The following is a 25,832-nucleotide window of genomic DNA, read 5'->3' on the forward strand; positions in this document are numbered from 1 at the left end:
TCTCATGCTTTTTATAGTGCGCAGTAATAAGTGATTTTGTGAGAGCGTTTGAATTTTATGCATCTGTTGCTTGCAAGCTGCATGCAACGTTTTGCGCTTGTAGCCTGAATGTTTCATAAAATAGTGAGATAATTTACTTGGCTTGTGTATCCCTTGACTAATGCACGTGCTTGACCGCGATATTTTGTTGCCCTCTTATGATGTATTAGTAGTTGGCGCTGGGATTGGTGGACTAACTGCAGCGGCACTTCTTGCTAAGCGTGGTTACAGAGTTTTGGTTGTAGAGCAGCATTATCTCCCTGGTGGATGCGCGAGTATCTTTCGCCGTCAAGGGTTTACATTTGATGTAGGAGCGTCTCTCTTTTTTGGGTTTGGAGAAAAAGGCTACAACCCACATCAATTTGTGATGAATGAGTTGGAGGAAGACATTACTCTTGTGCCGATGGATGAAACCTTCACTATCCATCTAGATCAGCAAACTAAAGTCTCTATGTATACACAACGGGAAAGATTTTGGGCAGAAATGTGTTCTTGTTTTCCACACCAATCAGAACAAATCAAAGCATTACTAAGTGAATTCGAATCTTTTTATCATGAGTCATTGGATAGCTATGGTGGTCAGTTTTTTGCGCCAGCGGAAACGCCACCGCAACATGGCATCAATTTGATGTTTACGCGACCTTTTTATTTGGGAAGGTTGCTTAATTATCTGCTTTCAACTCAAGAGCAACTATTTCGACGCTTCACACGTGATCCGCAGATTCTCAAACTATTTACGCTTTTAAATCAAAATATGACCACTTGTGGATTGGATCAGACACCTGCCATCGCCGGCCCAATGATCCACGTGGAATCTTACACAGGTGGTTGCTATTATGCTCAAGGCTCACCACAGACTCTGGCGAATAAGCTAGAAAAAGCTATTCATAAATATGGTGGAAAAATATTATATCGTAATCGCATTGACAAGATCTTAATTAAGAATGGGAAGGCGATTGGCTGTCAGCTTGAAAATGGCCTTAAGATTAAATCTCATACAGTAATCTCAAACACAACCGTCTGGAATCTCTATGGTAAGTTGATCGATTCGCAGCATATCTCCCGCAGAAAAAGAAAGTGGGCAGGGAAATTTAGGCCAAGTTATAGTGTATTTTGTGTTTATCTTGGTGTTAAAGTAGAAGCTGTCCCCCCGACGATTAAGCCTACACAAATACTGCCCTTTAATGACAATGGCTCTTCAAGTTATCTGACAGTCTACGTCACTTCGATGTTGGATCCTGAAGCTTCTCCGCCAGGGACCCATACACTCTGTATATTTCTACCGGAATCTACTCCAGAGATCACACTGCCAACCGATGGTAAGGATAAATATCATAACCGTACATATCGAGATCAAAAGCAGAAAAAAGCATCCGCAATTATTGATTACTTAGAAAAGAATTATTTCCCAGAACTTAAAAAACATATCTTGGTTCAGGAAATAGCTACCCCACAGACGATTCAGCGCTATACCCTTAAAAGTCATGGCTCTATTGGTGGTCCACAGGTTAATATGAGCCAAAGCTATATGAGTCGGCTGGCCGCTCGCAGTGATTGGAAAGGACTTTATTGTGTAGGCGATTCCACCAGTCAAGGGATCGGCGTAGTGTCTGTGACTGTGTCCGCAATAAGTGCAGTCAATGCCATTTTAAAGGATCTTCGTCAACCTCAATATCTACCATTAAAGCATTATCCTAAAAATTATGTGCATTTTGCTAAAGCCTCTCTATCTCAAAAACAACATTCTGCGGATTTGATTCCTGACCATCAGAAGATAAAAACTGTGGAATTAGAGCCCCGATCTTGTTTGTCTCCGCGCTGCGTTCGTGCGGGTCCAGACAGTACTCATCAAGCCCATATCGCTCGCCTTGTCGCAGCCGGCAATTGGCTAGGTGCTGCCCAGTCCTTACGTGCCGTTAATCCATTTTCAGAAACAACCTCTTACCTTTCTCAATCAGACGATTTTTGTGGCTCGTCATGTTCGCAATCGTTATGTCCTGACGCTTCTATTCCCATTAAGTCATTAAATCGCTATGTATGCGAGAAAGTCCCCAACTACATACCAGAGGCAGCTCCGGATAATGGTAAGCGAATTTCTATAGTTGGGGCTGGGCCTGCTGGCCTAACATGTGCACATTATTTGGCGCGTTTGGGCTACCAAATAGACATTTACGAGAAGGAAAGCGAAGCTGGAGGGACGTTGAAATCGATTGCTCTAGCATCAAGGATTCCTCTGTCAGTATTACATCGTGAAATATCAAACCTATTATTACCTTCTATTAGGATTTATTTTGGTCAATCTTTAGGAGAAGACATTACAATTGCTGAGCTTAGGCTTCAATATGATGCACTCTTTTTAGCCTGTGGTCTAGGAGAGAAGCAAATTCAGACTAAAGATGTCGATCACGATTTTAACTTGATTCATGGGTTGAAGTTTTTAGACCAATTTACTCAGGAGCCAACTATTGTTAGAGGGAAGACCTTGACAATAGTTGGCGCTACCTACCTTGCTATGGATATCTCAAAGTTGGCAATTCAAAACGGTGTAAAGAAGGTTTATCTGATTGACGAGCAGTCTGAACTTCAATCGAAATCTCAGGCTAAGCGTTTAAATGAAATGCAAGAACTTGGAATTGAGATTCACTCCAGAATAGATCCTTCAGCTTTCTCTAAAATCTGTAGTTCTTCTCATCAGGTGATCATGGCAGGTTTGGAACAACAGCGTATTGAGGCTCAATTAAGGGACCATCTAAGTACAAGCCTTTTGGTTGACGTTGATGCCTTGGTTGACTTAGACACACTACAGGTTCAGGGTCACGTCAATGTATTCGCCGGTGGAGATATCATTAGAGGCTCCAGTAGCATTCATCAGTCAATTAGAGATGGTCGCAAGGCAGCAGCAGAAATTAATCATGCCTTCATGATCAAGCAATCTTGATTCATGGAATAGACATTTCACGCTTTAACTCATAGCATTATTGAAGATGGAGTATATTTTAGAGGTCAATCAACATGAGCCGACGCTTCTTCGTCTTGAATAATTTTTTGCGATCTTTTTAATTATCACCGATATGAGCTTTATTAGTGTATCGATGCTTGAAGGCCAAGACGACTTTCTCCGAGCTGAACGGGAATTATTTCAGTGGTGCATACGGATCGAATCAGAGGTTGAGTTTGATGTAGAGCTCAAACAGGTAGCAAAAGAAGAGGCTGAGCATCGTAGATCTTTTCATATTCCCAATGGTTGAATGAATTTGATACGTACTATTGATAATGATGAGATTTTAAAGAAGATTTATCATGCGCCGAATGGAGAGAGAGTCTCCAGAAATGCTTGGCTTCTTTCATATTCTTTCTGCTAATTATTGCCCCCCATAAGTAATTTCTCCAAAGGATCATTTTCCTTCATAGCCAAGAGATAATCCGACTTGCCTAAAAGCTTTTTAGTGTATTCCATTGCTATATTAAATTATTCTTCGAAATGACTTTTGTAGCCTACAGTGACTTTGAAGGAACTTTAGTCAGATTTTTCAGGCACTACCTTTAAACGTATTATAAGATAAACTATAGGAAGAATGGTAATGCAAGGTGATGATTGCAATAGACAGAGTATGGCTTTCATATTAGTATGAAAGCACTTAGCCTTTCGCCATGTGATTCGGCTTTGATTTAGAGATCAGAATAAACACTTTGTTGATGTTCAAGTTTTCACTTACAAAGCCTTGATTTTCTACTCAATCAGCCTTGGCCTCGAACTGTCAATAAGCCCTTGTCAGCTCAATAAAAAGCAGGCAAGGAGTCATTGGAAAGCGATTGAGGCTACACAGCAGTCCACGGCCACTGATGAACCACCTAACTGGTTTATTTTCTCTTGCGCATCCGTTCTGGAATAAGATGAATGTGAGGTAACTGCTCATGATTCATTTCACTCAAATTTCAACAGCCCTGATCGTCCTCCTTGGCATGGTCTTTATGTCAAAGGTGGTCATGACCCTTTTAGTTGACTTCGCTTTGCTTTCAAGCCTGAAGAGCCTGATGCGCTTGATGGTGAGAGGTGGCTATGTGACAGGCCGCACCTTTGGCATCTTCTATTGGCGATACCTGCATGGTCCGCTCCGTCTTTTTCTGATCCAGCTCGTGGCCATTAACGTCACTCTAGTGATCCTTGCCTACGATGCTTGCAGGCATATCTGGCAGCATCTCCTTAAGGTAAGGCCACCATCAGTTGCCCGATTCACTCCAGCTCATTAAATGATGATTGTATTGCCAGAAAGCTAATGCTAGCCAGGTCATCCCTGTTGATTTAGAATTCCAAAAACCTTTATTAAAACCTTGCTTTCTCCCTGATAGTTGCTGCAAGTATTTTACGTAAGCTATCTACGAGTAGGCAGAAACCAGCTTCTGGTTTTTCTCATGCTTGAACAAGGGAGATAGCCTCCATGACAAAACCGCTGCGAAGATCCGCTCCACAATAAATGCGCTTAGTACAGCTTAGTGATCCTCATCTTGTTGCCTTTAATCAACGATTGGTGCGAGGTAAAAATCCTCTGTTGAATTTTCAGTATGCATTGCAACATGGAGCGTCTCATTCCCCGGATCTGCTTTTGATTACTGGTGATCTTTGCCATGATGAAACCTGGTGTGGGTATGTTTTATTGCGTCATCAATTGCAGAATCTTTCTCCATCAATAAAGGTTGCTGTTCTTCCTGGCAACCATGACAACCCTTTGTTCATCAAGGCGGCTCTTGGACGCCATGCCTTTACAGCCCCAGCAGATTTGAATGTGGATGGTGTTCGTCTCATTCTTCTTAGTAGCCATGTCTCAGGTCGAACAGCAGGTCAACTTGGTGAATCACAATTGCAATGGCTCGATGCGCGCTTATCAGATTTTGAGCAATCTGGCAGGCCATTAGTGGTGGCGGTGCATCATCCACCTTTGCCGATTGGCTCTTCCTGGTTGGATGCCATTGGTCTCGTGGATGGTGAGGCGTTGATCAAGCTACTCACTCCTGTAAAAGAGTTATGCGCTGTGGTATGTGGTCATATCCATCAGCACTGGCAAGGGGGATTGCCTGGGCGTAAAGATGTGTTGGTGCTTGGCTGCCCTTCCACTCTTTGCAGTTTTAAGGCTGTACAACCATGCCTTCTGGGTCGAGAAGATGAACCTGGTGGGCGTTTGATTGAGTTGGATGAAAGGGGCAACTTTTTTGAAAAGCTCCTGCGATGGTCATATCCCGATCTTGACCAGGCTGATGTGGGTCGATAACCAGAGCAGAATCGATGCCCTTATGTTGTGAGTCCTAATATATCTTTCTAAGACATCAATTAATTCTTGACTCGCAATGCAGTTATTGCTGCAGAGATCAAGTCTGTGATCTATTGATAAGATGCTCAAATGCAATCGATCCCGCAGTGGGAGTGTGTAGACATAATCATACATCTATTGATGCAAGAGAAGATCTCATCCAATCATCTATTAAGACTGTCATCTATTAAAGAATAAGTTCTTCCTGCAGTGGTCTTTGCGTTAAGATAGTAATCCAAAACCTTAGAGAAATAATCTTTGGTAGCACATGGCAGATGCAAATCAAGCGAGTATTGCCTCTCAGACTTGAACAAACTGATTATTAGCTCTCTATTTGATACATGTCTTGCCGAGTAACCACTTATTCTTGATGAATAGAAGATAGGCTATGATTTTTATTTTAACTCTTTCCCGGTTAGTACCGTTGAGGGCTCTTTGTTTTGATTAATCATTTTTCCAATCATCTATCTATCTGCCGGCGGGAATAAATCGTTCTGAGATTCCAGAGCAATCAAGGCTTGTATATGTATCCACTCCAGTTTTTGAATTTTTGCCTTTAGCTCTTGCGCAGAGAGCTTTTTGTTCTTGCCTGTCCAGCATGGCGTTAGTGAAGTCAGCTCCATCTATCAAAGCTCCAGCGAATTCACTTTTCCTTAGATTCGCGTTGCGTAGGATACTTTCTGAGAGGTCTGCATTGTCAAAGCGAGTGGCGTATGCCAGTACATTCTCTAAGTTTGTACCGTGGAGATTGGCATTCTTCAGAGACGTTACGCTGAATGTTGATCCACGCAGATCAGCCTCGCTTAAATCAAAACCAGCAAGATCATATTTTACAAATTCCGCTGTTAAGGGTTTGCCATCTTCAACTTGTTCGAGAAATGGATACTTTTTGCTGAGAGCATCTAGATTCTTCCTAGTCTCTAGCATCGATGGATCAGCTCCACCCTGATCATTCTCCCACATACTTGGATAAGTGGCATCAGCTGCCAAGGGCAGGGTCAGATAAATAGAAGCGGTAATTGGGATGAGTATTCCCAGTAGTAGAGATCGCAGGACTGAAGACTTAATCTTCCACATTGGCTTGCATCGTAGAACCATCTGGCCACTATTAATATCTCATTGGAAGCAAATAATTGCTGTATTCAAGGTGCTAGTTTAACGTAAAATATCTACGGTTTAAGGTAACTCTTGCTACTTCCCGTGCCTGGTCTGGCTACTGTTTGTTGTCTGATTTGATAAGTGATTCTGACGCTCGTTTCAGCCTCTCTCTGATGCTTAAATGTTTATCACGGCCAGCAAATAAACATTGGTTCTTTCCTATGCATTGCAAGAAGCTACGATTATTTCTCTTGCAAAAAGACCTATCATTGCAAAGCTAATTCTCAAAAGCTACCTTGCGTTGGATTTGATAGCTTTAGGCAGCTCTGCAATCATGATTGTTTCATTCTCAAGTTCCATTTTTAATGGTTGGTAGCAATGCTCCTTGCGGTTGTAAATTCATGATTCTGAAGCTATCACTTCTCTGTGGGGGAGGTATTTTCTATAGTATTTAGATCGTGTTCTTTATTGAGATGTTCCTCTACGTCTTCATGCCGATGGCCTTGTGAATCGTTGAGAGAGTTCTTTCTTGGCAATGATGAGTCTCTAATCCATTACAGTGTAGATTTCTGCTACATGGAGGTATAGAAACTAGCAGATTGCGTCAAAATATTGGTAGCAAATGTGTATTGGTCTGTCATCGCTATTCACACAGCTTCTGTTGATTCTGATGATGATGTGATGTTGATGATTGCCGCTAATCCAATACATATGACAGTAAGAAAGCCGCAAAGCTCTGTCCAGCCAAGCAGTCCCAATCGAGTTACTGCTAGAGGGGCTACAACGGTGATCACCCCACCAGAGAGAATTGGTTGCAGGATCAATTGTTTGATCGAAAACACAGGTAAGGCTTTTGTCAGGTTGCGGGGATCGGCCAGTCGTAGCAGCAAAAGGCCACTCGCAGCTACTCCAGTGGCCTGTCCGAACTCGGTGATCGAGCGCTCGAACCATTCCTCTCGCAGTGTGAACCGGGCCACAAAGAGCATGATCAATAGATTCCAGGCCAGCCCTGTCACAGACAACACAGTTAGCGGAAGCCAGTCGTGTTGCAGCAGCGGCAGATTCAGGCTTGCCATTGCGGTGGTGATCAGCAGGTCGGTGGCCAGGATGCCGATTTCACGTTGCAATAACTGTGATACCCATTGAGTTTTGCCTGAGACTTCCAGGGCTAGTCGGATCAGTAGTGAACCCCCTAGTGCAAGAGGAAAGACTGGGAAGACGTGAATGACTTGCCGGTAGAACTCCCCCAGCCAAGGGCCCAATAATCGCAGGCCTTCGAGCATCAACACGCCGCAAGCCACAGCGGCTCCAGCCAGGCCAAGATTGACGGCCAGCAGGCGAAGTTGTTCGCCAAAACTCGTTTCTTCTTCAATAGCTCCTGTGTCTCCGATTTCTGTGGGGCCATGGGGGGCAACCCATCCACGCCAACGGCCGAAAATCACCAGGACACTGCCCAGAAGGGTTGATGTGAGCAGGCCCACTGTTGCCATTGCCAGGCCAAGATCTTGGCCACCAGGGAAGCCGAGTTCGCGAAAGCTTTCACCCATAACGGCCGCTGCCCCATGGCCGCCCTCAAAACCCACTTCAATCAGGCAGCCCATGAGCGGATCAACCCCCAACAGGGGAATCAACACCAGTAGGACCGCTAGTCCCCCTACTAGGTATTGACCAAAACCGAGCATCATTCCCAGCATGGCCTGGGATGCCACGGGCTCCCATAAGCCTTGACCTTTCGGGAGGGGGCGCCCGAGCATCAAGGTGGCGAAGACCAGGGTAAGCAACGCTGTTGGGACTTCAGTCCAGATGTCCGTTACGCTCAGTGGCAGCAGGGGGAGGGGGCCATAGGGCCCCAGCAGCAGGCCTACTGTGCCGGCCAACAGGGCAATAGGCAGGCCTAGTCGCTCCAGTCGCAAGGCAGGCTCGAGCCTTCGCCCCAAGCTCAGCAACAAAGCCAGCAAAGTCAGCAGAATTAGGGCCAGCCACAAATTGGTTGGCTGAGTGGCATGGAGCAGGCTTTGCAAGCCGTTAACCATGGGAGCCGTCTAGTGGCTTTAGATCAAAGCAGCGGTTCAGATGGTGTTTTGTGTTCTGGAGAACTTCGATATGTATTGCGCCATCGTGAAAGCCATGACTGTTGTATGTCAAGGGTTTTAATTTCAGCGCTCCTTTTTGGCTTGCATGGCTGGAATCGAGAGCTTGTGCCTGCTCAGGCTTGAGTGTTGTGTCGCTTTTGTATGAGTGGATTGGCGGCGAGTGCTTCATTGCGGGGAGCCATTGGTGTTGCTGTACTTGTTTCTGCTGGGCTAGTTCTCGATGCTGAATCCCCGCTGTTGGCTGAGGCGTTTGCAGTGAGTGGCTTGTCTTCTTTTAACCAATCAGGGTCAGGTAGAGCACTATGCAGGGCGCCCTGCAGCAGATGTCCGATGGCCATGCTCCTGTCTATAGCGTAAACATCGCAATAGTCATCGAGGCAACCCAAGACCTCCTCCTGAAGTGAGATCTCAATTCGCGTAGCTGTGTAACGATCGTTAGGTGGAGTGCTCATCAGTTGTCATCTCGGTGTGTTTGTGCCGATTCTCATCGACCAAGCTGGGGAAATGAGTAAGGGGAGGGTATCGCGAAGCGCTTGAGGGGCTATCGACTTGCAAGCTCCCAATCCAGTGATGGGGTATGGCATTGCCCAAAGAACAGGCATTTCTTTTAAGACAGATCACCTGTTGAACTCAGTAGGGTTGGGGTGGCTTTTGGGATTGTTGTCAGAACGGCGCATCCTGATCTGAAGCTGATGAGCTGTTCAGAGCAGCTTTGACACCCTGCTGGAGACCTTTGCCCCTTGGAAACAATCGAAGCCGATGTGGTGATCGTGGGTGGTGGCCCAGCTGGTTGCAGCTGCGCGCTTTACACATCGCGTGCCGATTTGAAGACAGTCATCCTTGATAAGAATCCTGATGTAGGCGCCTTGGCTATCACTCATCAGATCGCTAATTATCCAGGCGTTTCCAGTGAGATGAGTGGTGAAGCGCTGCTGGCTTTGATGCGTGAGCAGGCCGTTTCTTTCGGCAGTGATTATCGCCGTGCCCAGGTTTTTGGTGTGGACGTAAATGGTGAGTGGAAAACGGTGTATACCCCTGAAGGGACTTTTAAGGCAAGGGCGCTGGTTGTAGCGACTGGCGCTTTGGGGCGCCCAGCATCATTTAAGGGAGAGGCAGAGTACCTTGGCCGCGGCGTGAGCTATTGCGCTACCTGTGATGGTGCTTTCTATAAAGGACGTGAGGTGGCTGTTGTTGGGGCAAACAAAGAGGCTGTTGAGGAAGGACAGGTGCTGACCAAGTTCGCCTCGAGAGTGCATTGGCTTACCACGAGTGACCCCAAGGAAGATGACGCGCACGCGCAAGCGTTGATGACTCAGCCCAATGTTCAACACTGGAGCCGCACAAGATTGATGTTGATCGAGGGAGATGATGCTGGCGTGACTGGCATCAAGTTGAAAAATCGGACTCAGGAGACAGAGCAGGACTTGGCGGTTGAAGGTGTGTTTGTTTACATGAGTGGCTCTAAGCCAATCACTGATTTCTTAGGTGATCAGGTGGCTTTTAAAGAGGATGGTGGCGTTGTGGTAGATGACTTCATGGCCACAACAGTGGAAGGGGTATGGGCTATTGGTGATATTCGGAACACCCCGTTTAAGCAGGCAGTAGTGGCCGCATCAGACGGTTGTATTGCAGCAATGGCGATCGATCGATTCCTGAATAGCCGCAAGGGGATTCGTGTTGATTGGGTGCATTAATGAGAACGCACCTTCGACCAGGCCTTGCCTTGCAGATCTTTTCTGCATGGCTGATGATTTGTTCGATCAGGAAATTGACTTTAGAGTTTGAAGAATGAGTTTTTGTGTAGAGTAAGATGAATGAGAAGTCATCTTTAAGGCGATTAATTTAATTGACTTATATGCTGGCTAAAGATTAAATTTGAACCCTGGTAATTCTGGTGATATCAATCCGGGCTTTAATATTTTCTTTTCAAGGCCACATTGCATTGCAGACGCAAGGCATCTCTTTTGTGAGTATTTCTCGGCACTTGATAGCAACATCTTGGTGTTCTTTTTGGGTGCCATGTGCGGAGCGCAGATCGATATAATGAAGCCAAGATCTAACGCTCCCTGCCATATAGATTTTTGTGGGAGTTGCTAGTGGAAGAACTTCTCTTGCGCATTCTTTTGCTACACCAGCCGCAAGCATCTCTTGGTATAGGTCGCGACTTTGTTCAAACAATAAGTTCGCTTTTGAACTCAGTTTTGATACTGTCTCTTGATCAAGATCGTCGATGCTGCTTTGCCTATTTTTTATGTCTTGCCTGCGTAGTGAAGGCGGCTTGGCAAAGGCCATTGTTGAGACATCAGCATAGCGCTGACTAAATTCTTGAAAAGAGAAGCTTCGATGTCTGAGGATTTGCGCTGCTATTGCTCGGGTCGTTCCTATTTCCATAACTATATGGGCCATCTCGAAGGGACTCCAGTGACGATGTTTAATCAGATAGCGGATAAGCCGTTCGCTATCAGGATTGTCTTGATTTTGAGGATTTGAGACTCTCGCACAGTAAGCAATGATTTCTTCTGCCTTGGGCGTTACGGAGATTAAGGATACGCTGTTCATGAATCTGATGATTGGGAGATTGAATGGTTTGGGTTTGTGATTGGCTGTTTTTTGTGATGATGTTTATTGTTGAGCCTTATCTTTCGACTGAGAGCGAAATGGTTGTGCATCCAGCAGGATCGATCATTCTTTGCACGACTTCTGTATTCGTGAGAATGCTTGAGGCGGCTTGAATGGATTAATCCCTGAGCCTTGACCTGTACTGCCATATAAAGATTTAGCAAATTTATTGGGTTGATGAGACCTGATAGAGGAAGTGTTAACAGCTTGCTGAGTTTACCTTATTCTTTCAACTTGAATTTTGTTAGCAGTTGCAGAGAACTTTGCTGTAAAATAAATTCCTTGAAACGGAGACAAAGCCAGTTGAGATCTCAGTAGACAAGTGTTCGACAGTGAAGTAAGTGATGAACTTAATTAGTCTTCTCATGAATGGTTTAAAAGTGTTGCTGTATTTGTCTTGAGTTGATGTTTTGCATTTATAGCTTAGGCTCTGTTAAGATCTCTTCAAGGGCTTCTCTTTTACCCGTTAAACTTTTGTTGGCAACAATAAATGGCTGAATTGTTTGGTCAAGTGTGACTTAATGGTGTGGCCATTGAATCACTTATCTCTTGGTTGGTAGATTTAAGCATGTGACTGAAAAATAATTCATGTACGGTGTTGCCTCTTCTTCGGCAAAAGGCGATTGCTTTAGAGGTGTTGACTTGCTCTTTTGTGGAGTTCTCGTTGTTGCATCGCCACAGCTATCTAAGCTTATACAGGTGATTGTTTGCAGATAATTCTCTGGAATTAAAGTGAAGTTGTCTCATGATTTGTGATTGACTTTCAATATTACGCTTAAGTTTGATTGGTGCTCGCTTAATTAAGATTTTTCAGGCTATTCCTTTGTTCGTTGGTGTCAAGGATCTGTGCATTATTAAGGGTTGGGAGGCATCTTGGTCCAGATTGCTAACTCCTCGATCGATTGCACCCCTTCACGTCGCTGGCCGTCTTCAAGGATCCAGGTGGGATAGGCCTGAATCTCGGCTTTTACGCAGGCTGCTAATTGTTCAGGCAGCTGTTTCGGTTTGCCACATTCCACATAGTTCAGCATCGTGCTCGCCTGCTGGCCGAACAGGTTTTTTTGGAAGAAACAAGCTGGACAGCTCCAGGAGCCGTAGAACACGGCTCCGATGGTGTTGAGATGACGAACCAAGGTCAGTTGTTCTCTGGTTGATGTTTTGAGAGGTTCCCCTAGGGTGGCAGCGCCATCGCCTGCTCGGGTTTTGGCAGCTTGCAGTGAGAGACTCAGCACCATTGTTGTAAGTAGGGACAGCCATAACTTCAGGCCATGGTTGCCTTTGAGTATTTGTGGCCGAACCATGGAAGCTGAAGAGTGGGGTTTGGCAAACTTAAGCACTCTCAAATCGTTCGGGCTTCCCTCCATGTAGCAAGGCGCAGGGTTACTGCGAAACTGGGACACTGAACAGATGTAGGGCCTCGGGCCAAATCAACGCCATGGCCGGCAGCGGCTACCGGGATTATTTCAAGGTTCTCGGAGTTGAGCGCAACGCCGATAGCGAGGACATCAAGCGAGCATTCCGCAAGCTGGCGCGCCAGTACCACCCTGATGTGAATCCCGATGATTCTACTGCTGAGGCGAAGTTCAAGGAGGTGAGTGAGGCATATGAGGTGCTTTCCGATCCGGATAAACGCAGTAAATATGAGCAGTTTGGCCGCTATTGGAATCAGGCCAGTGGCATGGGTGGCGGAGGTCCTGCCGGCGCTGGTTTTGAAGTTGACTTTGGTCGTTATGGGAATTTTGACGACTTCATTAATGACCTTTTGGGCCGTTTTGGTGGGCCTCAAGCTGCTGCTGGTTTTGGCGCTGGTTTCCCTGGTGGCGCAGGCTTCCCTAGAGGGAGTTCTCGTGCTCCGGTGAATCTTGATGCTGAAGCCACCTTGAAGGTAAGTTTTGCTGAAGCGTTTCGCGGTACCGAACGCACCCTTTCTGTTAATGAAGAACGAGTGCAGGTGCGCATTCCGCAGGGAATTAAACCTGGTTCGCGCTTACGCCTCAAGGGAAAGGGCAATCTTCAACCTGGTACTGGCCGGCGGGGTGATCTTTTCCTCAATATTGATGTACAAAACCATCCCTTATGGCGGTTGGATGGTGATCAGCTGAGGGCCGATTTGCCCGTTGCGCTCGATGAGTTTGCACTAGGGGGTACTGCGACTGTGATGACTCCTGATGGGGAAGCTCAGGTGACCATTCCTGCAGGAACCTCGCCAGGCCGCAGTCTGCGGCTTAAAGGCAAAGGTTGGCCTTCGCCTGGGGGGCGTGGTGATTTGCTCTTGACCCTCAACCTGAAGTTACCGTCTGAATGGTCTGCCGATGAGCTGGAGTTGTTGAAACGGTTGCAGCAGTCTCGCAGTACTGACCCCCGTCAGGCGTGGCTTCAGATGGCTCCACTCTGAGGCGAGACTTACGCTCACGAGATTGTTATGCGGTTTTGATGGATCTCACTTATCGCCCTCGTCGGCTGCGTCGTACCCCTGCCCTGCGTTCCATGGTGCGGGAGCACAGCCTCACTGCTGCTGACTTTATCTATCCCTTGTTTGTCCATGAGGGAGCTGATGTGGAGCCGATCGGTGCCATGCCAGGAACCAATCGCTGGAGCCTGGATCGCTTAATGGGAGAAGTGCAACGGGCCTGGGGTCTGGGCATTCGTTGTGTGGTGCTTTTCCCGAAAGTCGCTGAGGGCCTCAAAACTGAAGATGGGGCGGAATGTTTCAGTGAGCATGGGTTGATTCCGCGGGCCATCACGCAGCTCAAGCATGAGTTGCCGGAAATGACAGTGATGACCGATGTGGCTTTGGATCCATATTCCTGTGATGGTCATGACGGCATCGTGAGCGCCGAGGGTGTGGTGCTTAACGACGAGACGATTGAACAACTCTGTCGTCAGGCTGTGGTTCAGGCTCGTGCTGGTGCTGACCTGATTGGACCAAGCGACATGATGGATGGTCGCGTCGGTGCCATCCGTGAAGCTCTTGACGACGAGGGTTTTGAGCATGTGGGGATCATTAGCTATACAGCGAAATACTCTTCGGCGTATTACGGCCCGTTTCGCGAGGCGCTTGATTCAGCCCCGCGCGTGGCTGGTGGCAAGCCAATCCCTAAAGACAAGAGCACGTATCAAATGGATCCAGCCAATGCTCGTGAGGCCATTACTGAGGCTCAACTCGATGAGCAGGAGGGTGCAGACATTCTCATGGTGAAGCCTGGCCTGGCCTATCTCGACATCATTCATCGTTTAAGCGAAGAATCGGAGTTACCCATCGCTGCTTACAACGTGAGTGGCGAGTATTCGATGGTGAAGGCTGCTGCGGAAAGGGGTTGGCTTGATGAGCGGGCGGTGGTTCTAGAAACCTTGTTGAGTTTCAAGCGAGCTGGTGCCGATTTGATCCTCACCTACCACGCTTGTGATGCAGCCGCTTGGTTACGGCAGGGATGATTGGCTGCTTTCAAGTTCAGTGGGGCGCGACAGCGTTGAAATGAGCGCTGTAGTCATGAGCTCTGAGGTCTCGACTGCTTCGCTTGCCTTTCAGGACACACTCAAGCAGCTTGAATGGCCACGCTTATGTGAACACCTCTCTGGATTTGCCAGCACCTTGCAGGGCCGGCGTCATTGCCAGACTTTGTCGCTGCCTGCCGATTTGTCTGCTAGCCGTTTGCGCTTGGCAGAAACTCTTGAGATCGGTGCTTTGGATGGTCTGATTGATGGAGGCCTCAGCTTTCAGGGTGTCCATGACCTTGGCCATATCCTGGCTCGCTGTACAAAAGGTGGTGTGGCTTCTGGGGAAGAGCTTTTAGCTGTTGCCGACACCCTTGCAGCAGCGCGCCGCTTGCGCCGCCAGATTAATGATCCAGAGCTTCGTCCCACGATCTCGGCGTTGTTGCTGGATGTCGCAACGATGCCCGAGCTGGAACGGCGACTCAAATTTGCATTGGAAGAGGGTGGTCGGGTGGCTGATCGCGTCAGCTCCAAGCTCGCTGGCTTGCGACGACAGTGGCAAGGTTTGCGTCAGGAACGTCGCGATTGCCTACAGGAGGTGATCAGGCGTCATGCGGCCATGCTGCAGGACACTGTGATCGCAGATCGCCATGGCCGGCCAGTGCTAGCGGTGAAAGCCGCCGCAGTGTCTCAACTCCCCGGCCTGGTCCACGACAGCTCAGCATCTGGCAGCACAGTCTTTGTTGAGCCTCAGGTTGTGATCACCCTGAGTAATCGTCTTGCTGAATTGGATGGTCGTATCCGAGAGCAGCAGCAGCTCGTCTTGGCGGAGTTGAGTGCGGCGGTGGCTGAGGCCGGCGTATCGATCGGGCGCCTGGCAGAGGTTCTGCTTCAACTCGACTTGGCTCTGGCTCGTGGCCGATATGGTCAATGGCTTGGTGGGGTCCCCCCTACGTTGCATGCCGAGGCTGCAGCTCCTTTCAGCCTTCAGGAGCTGCGACATCCCTTGCTGGTTTGGCAGCATCGCCGTGACCATGGGGAAGCTGTGGTGCCGATCAGCGTTGAGGTCTCCTCCACCCTGAAAGTGGTCGCGATTACAGGACCCAATACCGGTGGAAAGACTGTCACGCTTAAGAGTGTTGGCCTGGCCTTGCTGATGGCTCGGGCGGGTCTCTTGTTGCCTTGCACAGGGAGTCCATCAATGCCTTGGTGTGCTCAGGTGCTTGCTGATATCGGTGATGAACAGTCACTACAACAGAATCTCTCCACCTTTAGTGGCCATGTGAAGCGCATTGGCTGCATTCTTGAAGCCTTGAACGAGGGGCCTGGTCCAGCTTTGGTGCTTCTTGATGAGGTCGGTGCGGGTACTGACCCCAGTGAAGGGACGGCCCTGGCTACAGCCCTGCTGCGCACGCTTGCCGACCGGGCTCGCCTGACCATCGCGACAACTCATTTCGGCAAACTCAAGGCCCTCAAATATGGGGATTCTCGCTTTGAAAACGCTTCTGTGGCCTTTGATGGCGAGACGATGTTGCCTACATATCGACTGCAATGGGGAATCCCTGGTCGCAGTAATGCCCTCAGCATTGCGATGCGGCTTGGCCTAGACGACGCAGTGATTGCTCAGGCCCAAGAGCTGCTGGGACCTTGTGGTGATGGAGAGGTGAATGAGGTGATCCGTGGTCTTGAAGAGCAACGCAGTCTTCAACAGGCAGCTGCTGAAGATGCCGCGGCTCTGCTGGCACGTACGGAATTGCTGCATGAGGAACTTCTCAGTCGCTGGCAGAAGCAGCGCAAGCAGTCTGCAGATTTGCAGGAACAAGGCCGCCAGAAGCTGGAGAGCTCCATTCGAGAGGGGCAGAAGGAAGTCCGTCAGTTGATTCGACGGTTGCGCGAGGGTCGTGCCGATGGTGAGTCCGCACGACGTGCAGGTCAGCGCTTGCGTCGCATTCAGGCTGACCATCGGATTCAGCCTCAACGCAAACAGCACATGGGCTGGCGTCCTGAGGTGGGAGAGCGCATTCGGCTGTTGGCCCTTGGCAAGGCGGCAGAAGTGATTGCTATCTCTGAAGATGGCAATCAACTCACAGTGCGTTGTGGAGTCATGCGCAGCACTGTGGAGCTGTCAGGGGTGGAAAGCCTTGATGGCCTGAAGCCAAGTCCTCCAGAGTTGGTGGTGAAGGTGAAGGTCCGTTCAGGTCTGGGCCGTGGCGCGGAGGTACGCACGACCCGCAACACCGTGGATGTTCGCGGATTGCGGGTGCATGAAGCCGAGGTTGCCGTTGAGGAGCACCTGCGCAGTAGCACTGGTCCGATATGGGTCATTCATGGCATCGGCAGCGGCAAACTCAAGCGAGGGCTACGCCAGTGGCTTGAGACCGTTCCTTATGTGCAACGCGTAAACGATGCCGATCAGGGTGATGGTGGAGCCGGTTGCAGTGTGATTTGGCTGCATTAGCCCAGAATGGGCAAGTGGAGTTTGCGGTCGTTTGGGTCTTGTTCAGTGTTGTCTTGAGCTGTCATTGCGATGGCTTCCCCGTCGGCACCAAACAGTCGCCAGCCTCGAGGATCTGGCTCTAGATGCAGGTTGCTTCCAGCGCTGAGCGAGAGCTCGGGCGAGGCCCTCACTTGAACGAGATGGTTCCCGTCAACAAGTTTGCAGGTGATCAGTTGTTCATTGCCTAAGACTTCTAAATGACTCACGATTGCCGCGAGATTGCGATTGGTGGAAGGAGCTACGCGCAAATGCTCCGGTCGAAGACCAGCGCTGAGCGGTTGCCCCTCTTCCAGATGCAGCAGCGCTTCGGCCATTGGTCCTTCAACCGCTAGGCGACGATCACCTAGTAGGAGCGTATTGGCTGGGCCAACAAATACTGGCAGTACGTTCATGGGCGGACTACCGATGAACTGCGCAACAAAAAGGTTTGATGGCCATTGATAAAGCTCGATTGGAGTGCCCAATTGCTGTAGCTGCCCTTGATTCAGTACCGCAATCCGATGACCCATCGTCATCGCCTCGACTTGGTCGTGGGTGACGTAGATGGTGGTGGTGCCAAGTTGACGCTGGAGGTCAACGATTTGAGTGCGCGTGCTATTGCGCAGTTTTGCGTCCAAGTTGCTGAGTGGTTCGTCCATCAGGAATACAGACGGCTCTCTCGCCATTGCCCGGCCTAGTGCAACACGTTGTTTTTGACCGCCAGAGAGTTCTTTGGGTTGGCGATTGAGTAGTGGTTGAAGCTCCAGGGCTTCAGCAACTTCGCTTGTGCGGGCCTTGATTCGCTGCTCTCGTATAGATGAAACCTGCAGAAGTGGAGGAAAGTTGCGGGTCGTGCGATGGAGTTGGTCTTGCAGGAGTTGGCCTAGAGATCGCTGCTGGCTGCGCCGTAGGCCGAAGACCAGGTTGTCGCGCACACTTAAATGGGGATAAAGCGCGTAGCTCTGGAACACCATCGCCACGTCCCTTTGGGCAGGTCGTAGCTGCGAGACAGGTTGTTTGCCTACGTAGATCTCTCCGCTGGTAGGGGCTTCGAGGCCCGCGAGCAGCCTCAGCAGTGTGCTTTTACCGCAGCCGGAGGGGCCCACCAGCACAAGGAATTCACCATCGTTGATTTGTAGATTCAGTTGACGAATGACCTCAACAGCGGGTTCATTCCGCCTGCTTGGGTAGGTCTTGTTGAGAGCCTTGAAGCGAACGCCGGCCACCCACAGTTCCCCGATCAGGCTGATCCTAGGGTTGGAGCTTGACCAAGCTGGGCGCCTACAGAGCAGTTCATTGATCAGCCACGGATAAAGGGAAAGAGGATCTTTTCACCTTAACGCAAGTCATACCAGTGAATCTTGAGAATTAAGCCAAGATGTGATGACATCCCTGATTCATCCATGAATGAGCCCTGACCAACTCATTCATGGATCAAAATCCCTAGAGCTTCCCCGGCAAGAGGAGGCACTCAAAGAAGGGCCGCCTCCCCCACTAGCAGCTTCCAGCTCCTCATCAGACAGGTTTTGGCGATGAGTGTTTAGATCTTCAGTGGTAATCGCGAACCCTGCAGCTTTGGCAATGGCTACAACATCAGCACCTTCTCGCTCTAGTTGCGTTTAGCAGGGCTCAGACAAGAAGCGGAGCCAATGGCCAGTAAGCATTCATTTTGCAAGCGCTAACAAAAGAAAGCGATCACTATAATAGTCTGCTAATAATAGCTTTTCAGGCTACTTGTTAGTGTAATCTGTGTAGATGCACACACGCTCCCTTTCTCCTAACCTTTGCAAGGCTTTTGAATGATTAGCTTGGCTCAACAATCACCCCAAGAAATCTTAGCGAAAGCAAAGCACTAATCCCTAAAAGGATTCTTGTTGTAGATATATTATCCTTATATTTTGCCATTAGGTTGAGTTTGTCCATGGTAACCTCAGTTGAACGTGTATTGCGATTTTAGTCTCTTCATGCAGGCTATAAAGTATCAAATAAGAGATATTGTGGTAGCAAGGGTTGCCCAGGGCCGTCACTTTGATTAAGCCAGTCTAAAGCAGGCCTTCTTCTTTGCTCGGCGATAGCGAGATTGTTGACTTGGTAATTATGTTTTGCAAAATAGATGATGAAAAAGGAAGGTTCGTCTAGGGATATAGGATCTAAGGGAGTGGTGTCTCACCACTTATAGAATCCATACCCTTCTTACTCTTTGTGGGATCTTCTTTTGTTATCCCTAAGCCAGAGTCTGAATCTTTCCCTTCAACAGCTTGAAAACCTTGATTGAAGCGAAGCGTGCACCAATCCACAAAGCCTCCAGCTACATCCTTCAATTCATCGTCTGATAGCTCCTCATTGATTTCTTCGTTGCTTTCTTTGGGGTCAGTTATTAGGTATTTTTACGTTTTTTTTAGTTAGTGTAGCCATCATTTTTTAAAAACGCTTGCATCGTCCGTTGGAGCATGGGTTCCCGTTGTCAGCTGCGGGATTGAAATAATTCAGGCCATCGTAAACGCTTGCATCTCTATTCCTTGACCTTGAGAATATGGCTGGTATCAATTGCCATGACTTTGCTTACGTCGATCGCTTCTTTTATTTTACCTCTTCAGTTATGGAAGCTAAAGTTTTCATTAATGTGAGAGGGCTTTGGCAGCCTGCTTTGTTGATAAACACTATTCACGCTCACTCGCTCATCTGCTCGCCGGGATGTTAGGTGTAAGTACTTATGCATATTTCTTTTCGCCAATAGTTAATGCTTGTATCGCCACTAATTAACATGGGATAACTGCCTAATTTTTATTGCAAATGCTTCTCGTTATTCCAACCCCGATTCCTCCCTTCTTAATTCACTCCGCTTAAATCCATTGGTATTTCTGGAATAGGATGCAGTTCATAGATCAGGCACGTATCACCGTTAGAGCCGGGCGCGGTGGCGATGGGATCATGGCTTTTAGGCGGGAGAAGTATGTGCCGGCTGGCGGTCCCTCTGGTGGGGATGGCGGTGATGGCGGCAACGTCGTTCTGGAAGCGGATGGCAACCTTCAGACCCTGCTGGATTTTAAGTACAAGAGACTTTTCCCAGCGCCTGATGGTCGGCGGGGTGGCCCGAATCGCTGTACCGGCGCTTCAGGCAAAGACTTGATCATCAAGGTGCCATGTGGCACTGAAGTGCGTCATCTCTCCACGGGCATCCTTCTTGGGGACCTCACTCGAGCTGAAGATCTACTTGTGGTGGCTTATGGAGGGCGTGGAGGGCTTGGTAATGCCCATTACCTGAGTAATCGCAACCGTGCTCCTGAAAAATTCACGGAAGGGCGCGATGGGGAGGAATGGTTCCTTCAATTGGAACTCAAGTTATTAGCAGAGGTGGGGATCATTGGTTTGCCGAATGCAGGCAAGAGCACTTTGATTTCTGTGCTTTCGGCAGCCCGGCCCAAGATTGCTGATTATCCCTTCACCACATTGGTGCCCAATCTTGGTGTGGTGCGTCGACCCAGCGGAGATGGCACAGTTTTCGCTGATATCCCTGGTCTTATTGCCGGTGCAGCACAAGGAGCAGGCCTAGGACATGATTTCCTTCGCCACATCGAACGCACCAGGCTGTTGATTCATGTGTTGGATGGTGGCGCAGAAGATCCCGTTGAAGACTTGCTGGTGGTTGAAAAGGAGCTGGTTGCTTATGGCCATGACTTGGTTGAAAGGCCACGGCTGTTGGTGCTCAATAAACAGGAGTTATTGGATGAACAGCATCAAGATCAGCTGGTTGATGCCCTTCAGGCAGCGAGTGGTCGACGCTTGATTTTGATTTCTGCTGCCATGGGTCTAGGCCTTGAGAGGCTTTTGGCGCAGGTATGGAAGGAACTTGGCGTCTGAGTCAGATCTACGAGACCACATCCAGACTTGTGTGTTCGCGGGTCATTGGTCATAACTGGAGTGAAACCATTGATGTCATGACCTTTTACAGCTGCTTTGATCAGCAGGGCAAGGAGATTGCCCGTTGCCAGACCCATCAGGAGATTGAGGCTCTGCGGCGGATGGGACGTCCCATTGCTGAAGTTCGAGAAATGAGGAATGAGGAAGCGGTCGTCTGCTCTCTCACCAGTAGTCCGTCTGACTTCAATGAGGATGTTTGAACTGGATCAAGATCTTGACCCTCGCTCAGTTCGTTAGCAAAAAAAAGCGGGCTTATGCCCGCTTTAGATCATTCTGAGTCAAGTTCTCTTAGCCGATCAACTCAGTCGTCGTAGACGCGACACTCGGGCTCATCTGGATTGGCGTCACAGAACAATTCCAGGGCATTGGGGTCGTGTTTATCTTCTGGGTGGTGATCCTTGTATTCCTCAAGGGAATGGATTTCGTCGGTGAGATGGCGCACCTTGGCGTCGTTACCTTGGGCTTTGGCGTCTTGGATCTCAGATTGATCCTTCTGAATGTGCTCGTCGATGGTTTTCATAGGGTCTTGGCCTGCGCCGGCCTCTATCACTGCCACAACATAAGCACTTTGATCAGTTGCGCCATGGGGGGAGGCCTGACTTGGTTTCCGTTACAACACCATTGCCAAGGCTTTTCACCATTGGCTCCCAGCTGATTAGGCAGATGGAGGCTGATGGCATGGTACGGATCGGAGACCGGCAAGATCGTCATTTCATCGATGAACAGGGAAGGATGTTCTGGAAGAACGGGCCAGAACAGGCTTTGCTATCTCTCTGCAAAGAGGCAATGACGCAGTGGCCTCAGCTTTGCGGATGTATTGGAGTGGAAGTCATGTGCTCTTTCTGGCTAGGTCCGTCAACGCTTTCGGCCCATCGTTGAAGCTTGCGATATTTTCGAGCAGAACCCATGTGGCTTGCTCTTAAGATCTAGATCTGAGGCCCAAGGGGGTCAGATGGTCCAGCATGGTGCGGTAGATGATTGCCGCCCAATGGCCATGAATTTGGCTGAGGTTGAGGGATGACGGATAAAACTTGTTTCTTGGAGCAGTGCACTTAAGAGCGACTTCCCTTGAGTCAGAGATGGCAACCAGTTGTCAATGTTCTGATTCTCCGACTAACACAGTTTTATTAGCCAGGACATTATCTGATGCAGAATTGCGCCAGACCCATCGACGTTGGCGCCGTCTTATGCAGTCAGTTCGCTGAGTTCGAGCCAGCGTTCTTCAGCTCTGTTCAATGTTTCGACTAGCTCGGCTAATTGTTGACTGAGCAGAGTCAAGTCTTCGTCTCCATTTGTCAGATTAGCCTCAAGGTTAGAGCGCTTGGCTTCAAGTAGTGGGATTTCAATGTTTAGAGCTTCTAGTTCACGTGATTCCTTGAAGCTTCGACGTCTTGGCTTGCTGTTTTCTGTGGCTTGGGATGAAGAGCCTTCTGCCTCTTGAGAGGATCTTTTGGATATTCTAGATGGTCCAGAATCCTTCAAAAGTCTGCTCGATTTGGGCTCATTTGCTTCGTTGAGCTCTCTCTCTTGTCGTCGTTGTTGTTGTTCAAGAAAGGCGCTGTAATTGCCCTCAAAACGTTTCAATTGTCCATTCTCAAAGTTGAAAAGACGATCAACTGTGCGATCGAGGAAATAGCGGTCATGGGAGACCACGACAACGCAGCCGCGGAAATCCTCAAGGAAATCTTCCAGCACGCTTAGTGTCTGGACATCGAGGTCGTTGGTGGGTTCATCAAGCAGCAGCACATTCGGTGCTTGGATCAGCATCCGGCAGAGTGTGAGTCGGCGTCTTTCGCCCCCAGAGAGCTTCCCCAGCGGGCTGTGCTGCTGAGCCGGTGAAAATAGGAAGCGTTCCAGTAGTTGGGAGGCCGTAATTTGTTCTTCTCCCAGAAAGATTTGAGAGGCAGCTTCTTCGACAAAGTCGATCACTTTGCGATCTAGGCCCTTGCCTTTGGTGATGTCCTCGGTGTGCTGGTCGAGATATCCCAGGTGCACTGTTTCACCTAATCGCAGTGTTCCGCCGTTTGGTTGACGTCTGCCGGCGATTAAATCAAGCAATGTGGATTTGCCACTGCCATTGGGGCCGATGATGCCAACGCGGTCTTCTGGACTAAAGCTGTAGGTGAAGTTGTCTAGAAGGAGAGGACTGTCGGGCTTGCCATTGGCCGTGACTTGCAGGGCTTCCGCCTCAATCACTAGCTTGCCGATGCGCCTGCTTGCGTTCGCCATCTTCAAGGAACCCCGCAGTTGTGGCAATGGTTCTGCGCGCATCTCCTCAATTCGCTGCAGGCGTGCTTTCTGCTTGGTACTGCGTGCTTTGGGCCCCTGTCGCAACCAGGCCAGCTCTCGTCTTAAAACCCCTTTGAACTTGTGAGCAGTGGAGGCTTCTGAAGCTTCAAGTTCGGCCTTTTGTTGTAGAAAAGTGCTGTAGTTGCCGGCATAGGTATGGGCTTTACCTCGGTCTACTTCCACCATGCGGTGTGTCACCCGATCGAGCACGTAGCGATCGTGGGTGACAAGCACCAAAGCGCCTGGAAAACGATCGAGCCAACTTTGTAGCCACTCCACTGCTGCCGCATCGAGATGGTTGGTGGGCTCATCGAGCAGCAAAACGTCGGGTCTGGCAACCAAGGCGGAGGCAAGGCCGACGCGCTTGCGATACCCACCAGAGAGTTCTTCAACCGGCCGCTCTAGATCGGTGATACCAAGACGTTGAAGGACCTCTTGACATTGCTGTTCCAAGCTCCAGGCCTGGGCGTCATCCATCCGCTGGCTGACTTGTCCTAACTCAGCCAAAAGCGTTGCATCGTTGGGGTTGCGGGCCATCGAATTGCTGAGTTCGTTGAAACGCAGTAGCAGCTCTCTCTTTTCACCGCACCCGGCCAAGACTTCTTGCAGCACCGTATGGCCAGGGTTTACAGAGCTCTCCTGTCCCACGAGCTCTACCCTTAATCGCGCTGAGCATCTCCTTTCACCCTCTCCTAGGGGTTCCTCTCCGGCGAGCACCTTCAGTAGCGTCGATTTCCCGGCTCCATTCGGTCCGATCAGCCCTAGACGTTCTCTTTCGTTGATGTGCAGGGTGAGGTTGGCAAACAGAGTGTTGATGCCAAAGTCTTTTGAGGCCTCTATCAGGCTGATCAGGCTCACAGAGCTTCGTTAGCTTGCTGATTGCTGAGGTAAGCAAACACACTCTTATCACCTACGTCAGCAGCGGCGTCCATGCCGAACTTTCGTAGGGCTAATACCAGCAGCAGCAGAGAGGCAGAACCCAGTAATCCCATCACGATAGAGCCACTCATTAACCCGCTGAGATGACCCAAGAGGGCTATTGGGATGAGCAGGGTGAGACCAATTGCCTCTGGTCGGCCGAAGCAGAAGAATTCTTTGAATCCAACCCCAGTGAGTGCTGCAAATAAAGGGCCAATCGCCCAGGTCCAAGCAGGCTCTGCTGTCAGCGTTGAGAGCATCGTGTCAGTACCGACACTCCATGCCATCACGACGGCACCTAGGCAGCCCAAGGCCCATAACAACTTAAGTGCCTGGTGTAGTGGGCGGAGGTAGATGTGAATCCAATTCAGAGCTAAGCCCAGGCCGATTGACATCGGTAGTAGCCATAGCCATGCCCATGTTGGCCCAATCATCAGCCACTGTCCCAGTCCTGCTGTGAAGGCCAGGCCACAGAGCAGTAAAGCAAGGCGGTAGCGCTGCACTTCCAATTCGTCAGTGCTGGTGATCCTGTAGCGGCCATAAACACCCTCAAACTCTTTCTCTGCCATAGCGGCGATGTCTGAAGTCAAGGATTGTGTGTTGCCGGTCATCGCTGATCAGGGGCTGATGCATTTACCAGTTTGGCCAGATCAGGACCGGCCGGAACAATATTGCTCGGATTTAGGGGAAAGAGTGCGCCGAAATAGTCCTGACGCCAGGCCTGCGAATCACAGGTTTTGGCTACACCTGGGAGGGCTAGAAGCCTTTGGCGCCAATGCCAGAGATGAGGGAAGGCCCAAAGGGGCTGTTGACTGCAGCCAAACAGTGGTGCATAGACCATCTCCCAGCGGATCAAGGTCGGGAACAGCCTCACGTCAGCCAGGGTGAGTTGGTCTCCACAAAGCCATGGACCCTTCTGGGAGAGGCTGTGGTCCACTTGCGCAAGGGTGTTGAATAGTTCATTGCAGGCCTTGTCGTAAGCCGCTTGGTTGCGTGCAAAACCACATCGATAGACACCATCGTTAACAGCGGGCTGAAGAAGCTGTTGCCAGCCATTTATCTCACCTTGAAGATGGGAGGGGGCTAGGTCGGGAGCATCTTTAGCCGCCGGCCAAAGGTTCAAAACTTCCACGAGTTGGGCACTTTCGTTACCGAGTAGCTGCGGTGATTGGGATTTCATGCTGCCTGGATCGACCAGGGCCGGAACAGTGGCGCGATGGCTGGGTGGGGAGCCACAGCGTTGGTAAAGGGCAAGTAGAGAATTGCAGCCCAACCAGGCTGGATCTAATTGCCAACGGCCGGCCTTATGGTCGGCGCGTGCCAGGTGCAGGGTGAGGCTGCTATGAAGGTTGCGCAGCTGAAGCACCAGCCAGGTGCGATGTGCCCAAGGACAACTGCGACCAATGATGAGGCGTGGGTATTGGTCTGCTGATCTTTTGCTCAGCTCTTGCTCTGCGGGCAATGTTGCTTGCTGATGCTGGCTGGGGGGGCGCCGATAGTTTCCCTGGGCATCTGCTGGAGCAAGACCGTTCATTAATTGAATCCATTGCCAGTGCCAGCCCATTCGGGCGGCGGCAACGATTGCGGGGGGGATCGACATGGTTGTTCCCTTTGCAGCCATTTTCGGTCAGGCTGAGG

At 49.5% G+C, this 25,832-nt stretch carries 20 protein-coding genes and 1 pseudogene; 10 read left to right on the plus strand and 11 right to left on the minus strand.

Annotation, left to right across the window (positions count from 1 at the left end; all coding sequences use genetic code 11):
- The first annotated feature begins 166 nt into the window (after positions 1-166).
- From SIB79_RS00520 to SIB79_RS00530, 3 genes are all read left to right on the plus strand, one after another.
- Complete coding sequence (locus tag SIB79_RS00520; RefSeq protein WP_196757565.1) at positions 167-2,977, plus strand: FAD-dependent oxidoreductase; 2,811 nt, start codon at positions 167-169, stop codon at positions 2,975-2,977.
- Positions 2,978-4,011: 1,034 nt separating this feature from the next.
- Complete coding sequence (locus SIB79_RS00525) at positions 4,012-4,290, plus strand: transthyretin (RefSeq protein ID WP_413681122.1); 279 nt, start codon at positions 4,012-4,014, stop codon at positions 4,288-4,290.
- A 224-nt stretch (positions 4,291-4,514) separates the two neighbouring features.
- Complete coding sequence (locus tag SIB79_RS00530; protein ID WP_063402911.1) at positions 4,515-5,306, plus strand: metallophosphoesterase; 792 nt, start codon at positions 4,515-4,517, stop codon at positions 5,304-5,306.
- 507 nt (positions 5,307-5,813) lie between these two features.
- Here SIB79_RS00530 and SIB79_RS00535 read toward each other — a convergent pair.
- The 3 genes from SIB79_RS00535 to SIB79_RS00545 all read right to left on the minus strand — a co-directional run bounded on the left by SIB79_RS00535 (position 5,814) and on the right by SIB79_RS00545 (position 8,988).
- Positions 5,814-6,335: a pentapeptide repeat-containing protein gene (locus tag SIB79_RS00535; RefSeq protein ID WP_236072487.1), complete on the minus strand. Its 522-nt coding sequence runs from the start codon at positions 6,333-6,335 to the stop codon at positions 5,814-5,816.
- A gap of 755 nt (positions 6,336-7,090) precedes the next feature.
- Positions 7,091-8,476, minus strand: a complete 1,386-nt coding sequence (locus tag SIB79_RS00540) for a sodium/glutamate symporter (RefSeq protein WP_063402909.1) — start codon at positions 8,474-8,476, stop codon at positions 7,091-7,093.
- 173 nt (positions 8,477-8,649) lie between these two features.
- Positions 8,650-8,988, minus strand: a complete 339-nt coding sequence (locus SIB79_RS00545; RefSeq protein WP_063402908.1) for a hypothetical protein — start codon at positions 8,986-8,988, stop codon at positions 8,650-8,652.
- A gap of 288 nt (positions 8,989-9,276) precedes the next feature.
- Between SIB79_RS00545 and SIB79_RS00550 the strand changes: the two genes are divergently transcribed.
- Positions 9,277-10,230: an NAD(P)/FAD-dependent oxidoreductase gene (locus SIB79_RS00550; protein WP_063402907.1), complete on the plus strand. Its 954-nt coding sequence runs from the start codon at positions 9,277-9,279 to the stop codon at positions 10,228-10,230.
- Positions 10,231-10,462: 232 nt separating this feature from the next.
- Here SIB79_RS00550 and thyX read toward each other — a convergent pair whose 3' ends face one another.
- A complete protein-coding gene (gene thyX, locus SIB79_RS00555) occupies positions 10,463-11,095 on the minus strand; it encodes an FAD-dependent thymidylate synthase (RefSeq protein ID WP_011130917.1) in 633 nt (210 codons plus the stop codon).
- A 914-nt stretch (positions 11,096-12,009) separates the two neighbouring features.
- Positions 12,010-12,456 carry a hypothetical protein gene (locus SIB79_RS00560; protein WP_236072485.1) on the minus strand — a complete coding sequence of 149 codons (447 nt, stop codon included), beginning with the start codon at positions 12,454-12,456 and terminating at the stop codon, positions 12,010-12,012.
- A gap of 134 nt (positions 12,457-12,590) precedes the next feature.
- Between SIB79_RS00560 and SIB79_RS00565 the strand changes: the two genes are divergently transcribed.
- From SIB79_RS00565 to SIB79_RS00575, 3 genes are read left to right on the plus strand one after another with little or no spacing between them, the layout of a single operon-like run.
- Positions 12,591-13,550: a DnaJ C-terminal domain-containing protein gene (locus tag SIB79_RS00565; RefSeq protein ID WP_063402905.1), complete on the plus strand. Its 960-nt coding sequence runs from the start codon at positions 12,591-12,593 to the stop codon at positions 13,548-13,550.
- 38 nt (positions 13,551-13,588) lie between these two features.
- Entirely contained in the window at positions 13,589-14,590 is a 1,002-nt protein-coding gene (hemB, locus tag SIB79_RS00570; protein WP_011825065.1) for a porphobilinogen synthase, read from the plus strand.
- 40 nt (positions 14,591-14,630) lie between these two features.
- Positions 14,631-17,048 (plus strand): endonuclease MutS2, encoded by a 2,418-nt coding sequence (locus SIB79_RS00575; protein ID WP_413681166.1) that lies wholly within the window; start codon positions 14,631-14,633, stop codon positions 17,046-17,048.
- On the opposite strand, the gene SIB79_RS00580 is transcribed toward SIB79_RS00575, so the two are convergent.
- Positions 17,045-18,292 (minus strand): ABC transporter ATP-binding protein, encoded by a 1,248-nt coding sequence (locus tag SIB79_RS00580; RefSeq protein WP_063402904.1) that lies wholly within the window; start codon positions 18,290-18,292, stop codon positions 17,045-17,047. The two genes, SIB79_RS00575 and SIB79_RS00580, sit on opposite strands and share 4 nt — an antisense overlap.
- 201 nt (positions 18,293-18,493) lie before the next feature.
- Positions 18,494-18,682 (minus strand): annotated as a pseudogene (locus SIB79_RS00585) (Nif11-like leader peptide family RiPP precursor); the annotation flags it as partial.
- Between the two features lie 1,255 nt (positions 18,683-19,937).
- Here SIB79_RS00585 and cgtA point away from each other — a divergent pair.
- The gene (cgtA, locus tag SIB79_RS00590) at positions 19,938-20,927 is read left to right on the plus strand and encodes an Obg family GTPase CgtA (RefSeq protein WP_063402903.1); all 990 of its coding nucleotides are present in this window, start codon (positions 19,938-19,940) and stop codon (positions 20,925-20,927) included.
- A 77-nt stretch (positions 20,928-21,004) separates the two neighbouring features.
- Positions 21,005-21,187, plus strand: a complete 183-nt coding sequence (locus SIB79_RS00595) for a hypothetical protein (protein ID WP_011130910.1) — start codon at positions 21,005-21,007, stop codon at positions 21,185-21,187.
- A gap of 101 nt (positions 21,188-21,288) precedes the next feature.
- Here SIB79_RS00595 and SIB79_RS00600 read toward each other — a convergent pair whose 3' ends face one another.
- Positions 21,289-21,507: a CP12 domain-containing protein gene (locus tag SIB79_RS00600; RefSeq protein WP_011130909.1), complete on the minus strand. Its 219-nt coding sequence runs from the start codon at positions 21,505-21,507 to the stop codon at positions 21,289-21,291.
- 80 nt (positions 21,508-21,587) lie between these two features.
- Here SIB79_RS00600 and SIB79_RS00605 point away from each other — a divergent pair, with 80 nt between their 5' ends.
- Positions 21,588-21,866, plus strand: coding sequence for a hypothetical protein (locus tag SIB79_RS00605; RefSeq protein WP_063402902.1), 279 nt, complete (start codon positions 21,588-21,590; stop codon positions 21,864-21,866).
- Positions 21,867-22,172: 306 nt separating this feature from the next.
- Here the strand turns inward: SIB79_RS00605 and SIB79_RS00610 are convergent, their stop codons facing one another.
- From SIB79_RS00610 to SIB79_RS00620, 3 genes are read right to left on the minus strand one after another with little or no spacing between them, the layout of a single operon-like run.
- A complete protein-coding gene (locus tag SIB79_RS00610; RefSeq protein ID WP_063402901.1) occupies positions 22,173-24,134 on the minus strand; it encodes an ABC-F family ATP-binding cassette domain-containing protein in 1,962 nt (653 codons plus the stop codon).
- Positions 24,131-24,805, minus strand: a complete 675-nt coding sequence (locus tag SIB79_RS00615) for a DUF2301 domain-containing membrane protein (RefSeq protein WP_063402900.1) — start codon at positions 24,803-24,805, stop codon at positions 24,131-24,133. The genes SIB79_RS00610 and SIB79_RS00615 overlap by 4 nt, the downstream gene beginning before the upstream one ends.
- The gene (locus SIB79_RS00620; protein ID WP_063402899.1) at positions 24,802-25,794 is read right to left on the minus strand and encodes a glutathione S-transferase C-terminal domain-containing protein; all 993 of its coding nucleotides are present in this window, start codon (positions 25,792-25,794) and stop codon (positions 24,802-24,804) included. Before SIB79_RS00620 ends, SIB79_RS00615 begins: the two co-directional genes overlap by 4 nt.
- Positions 25,795-25,832 lie beyond the last annotated feature (38 nt).

The sequence above is a fragment of the Prochlorococcus sp. MIT 1342 genome, from assembly GCF_047304495.1.
GTDB lineage: Bacteria > Cyanobacteriota > Cyanobacteriia > PCC-6307 > Cyanobiaceae > Prochlorococcus > Prochlorococcus marinus_D.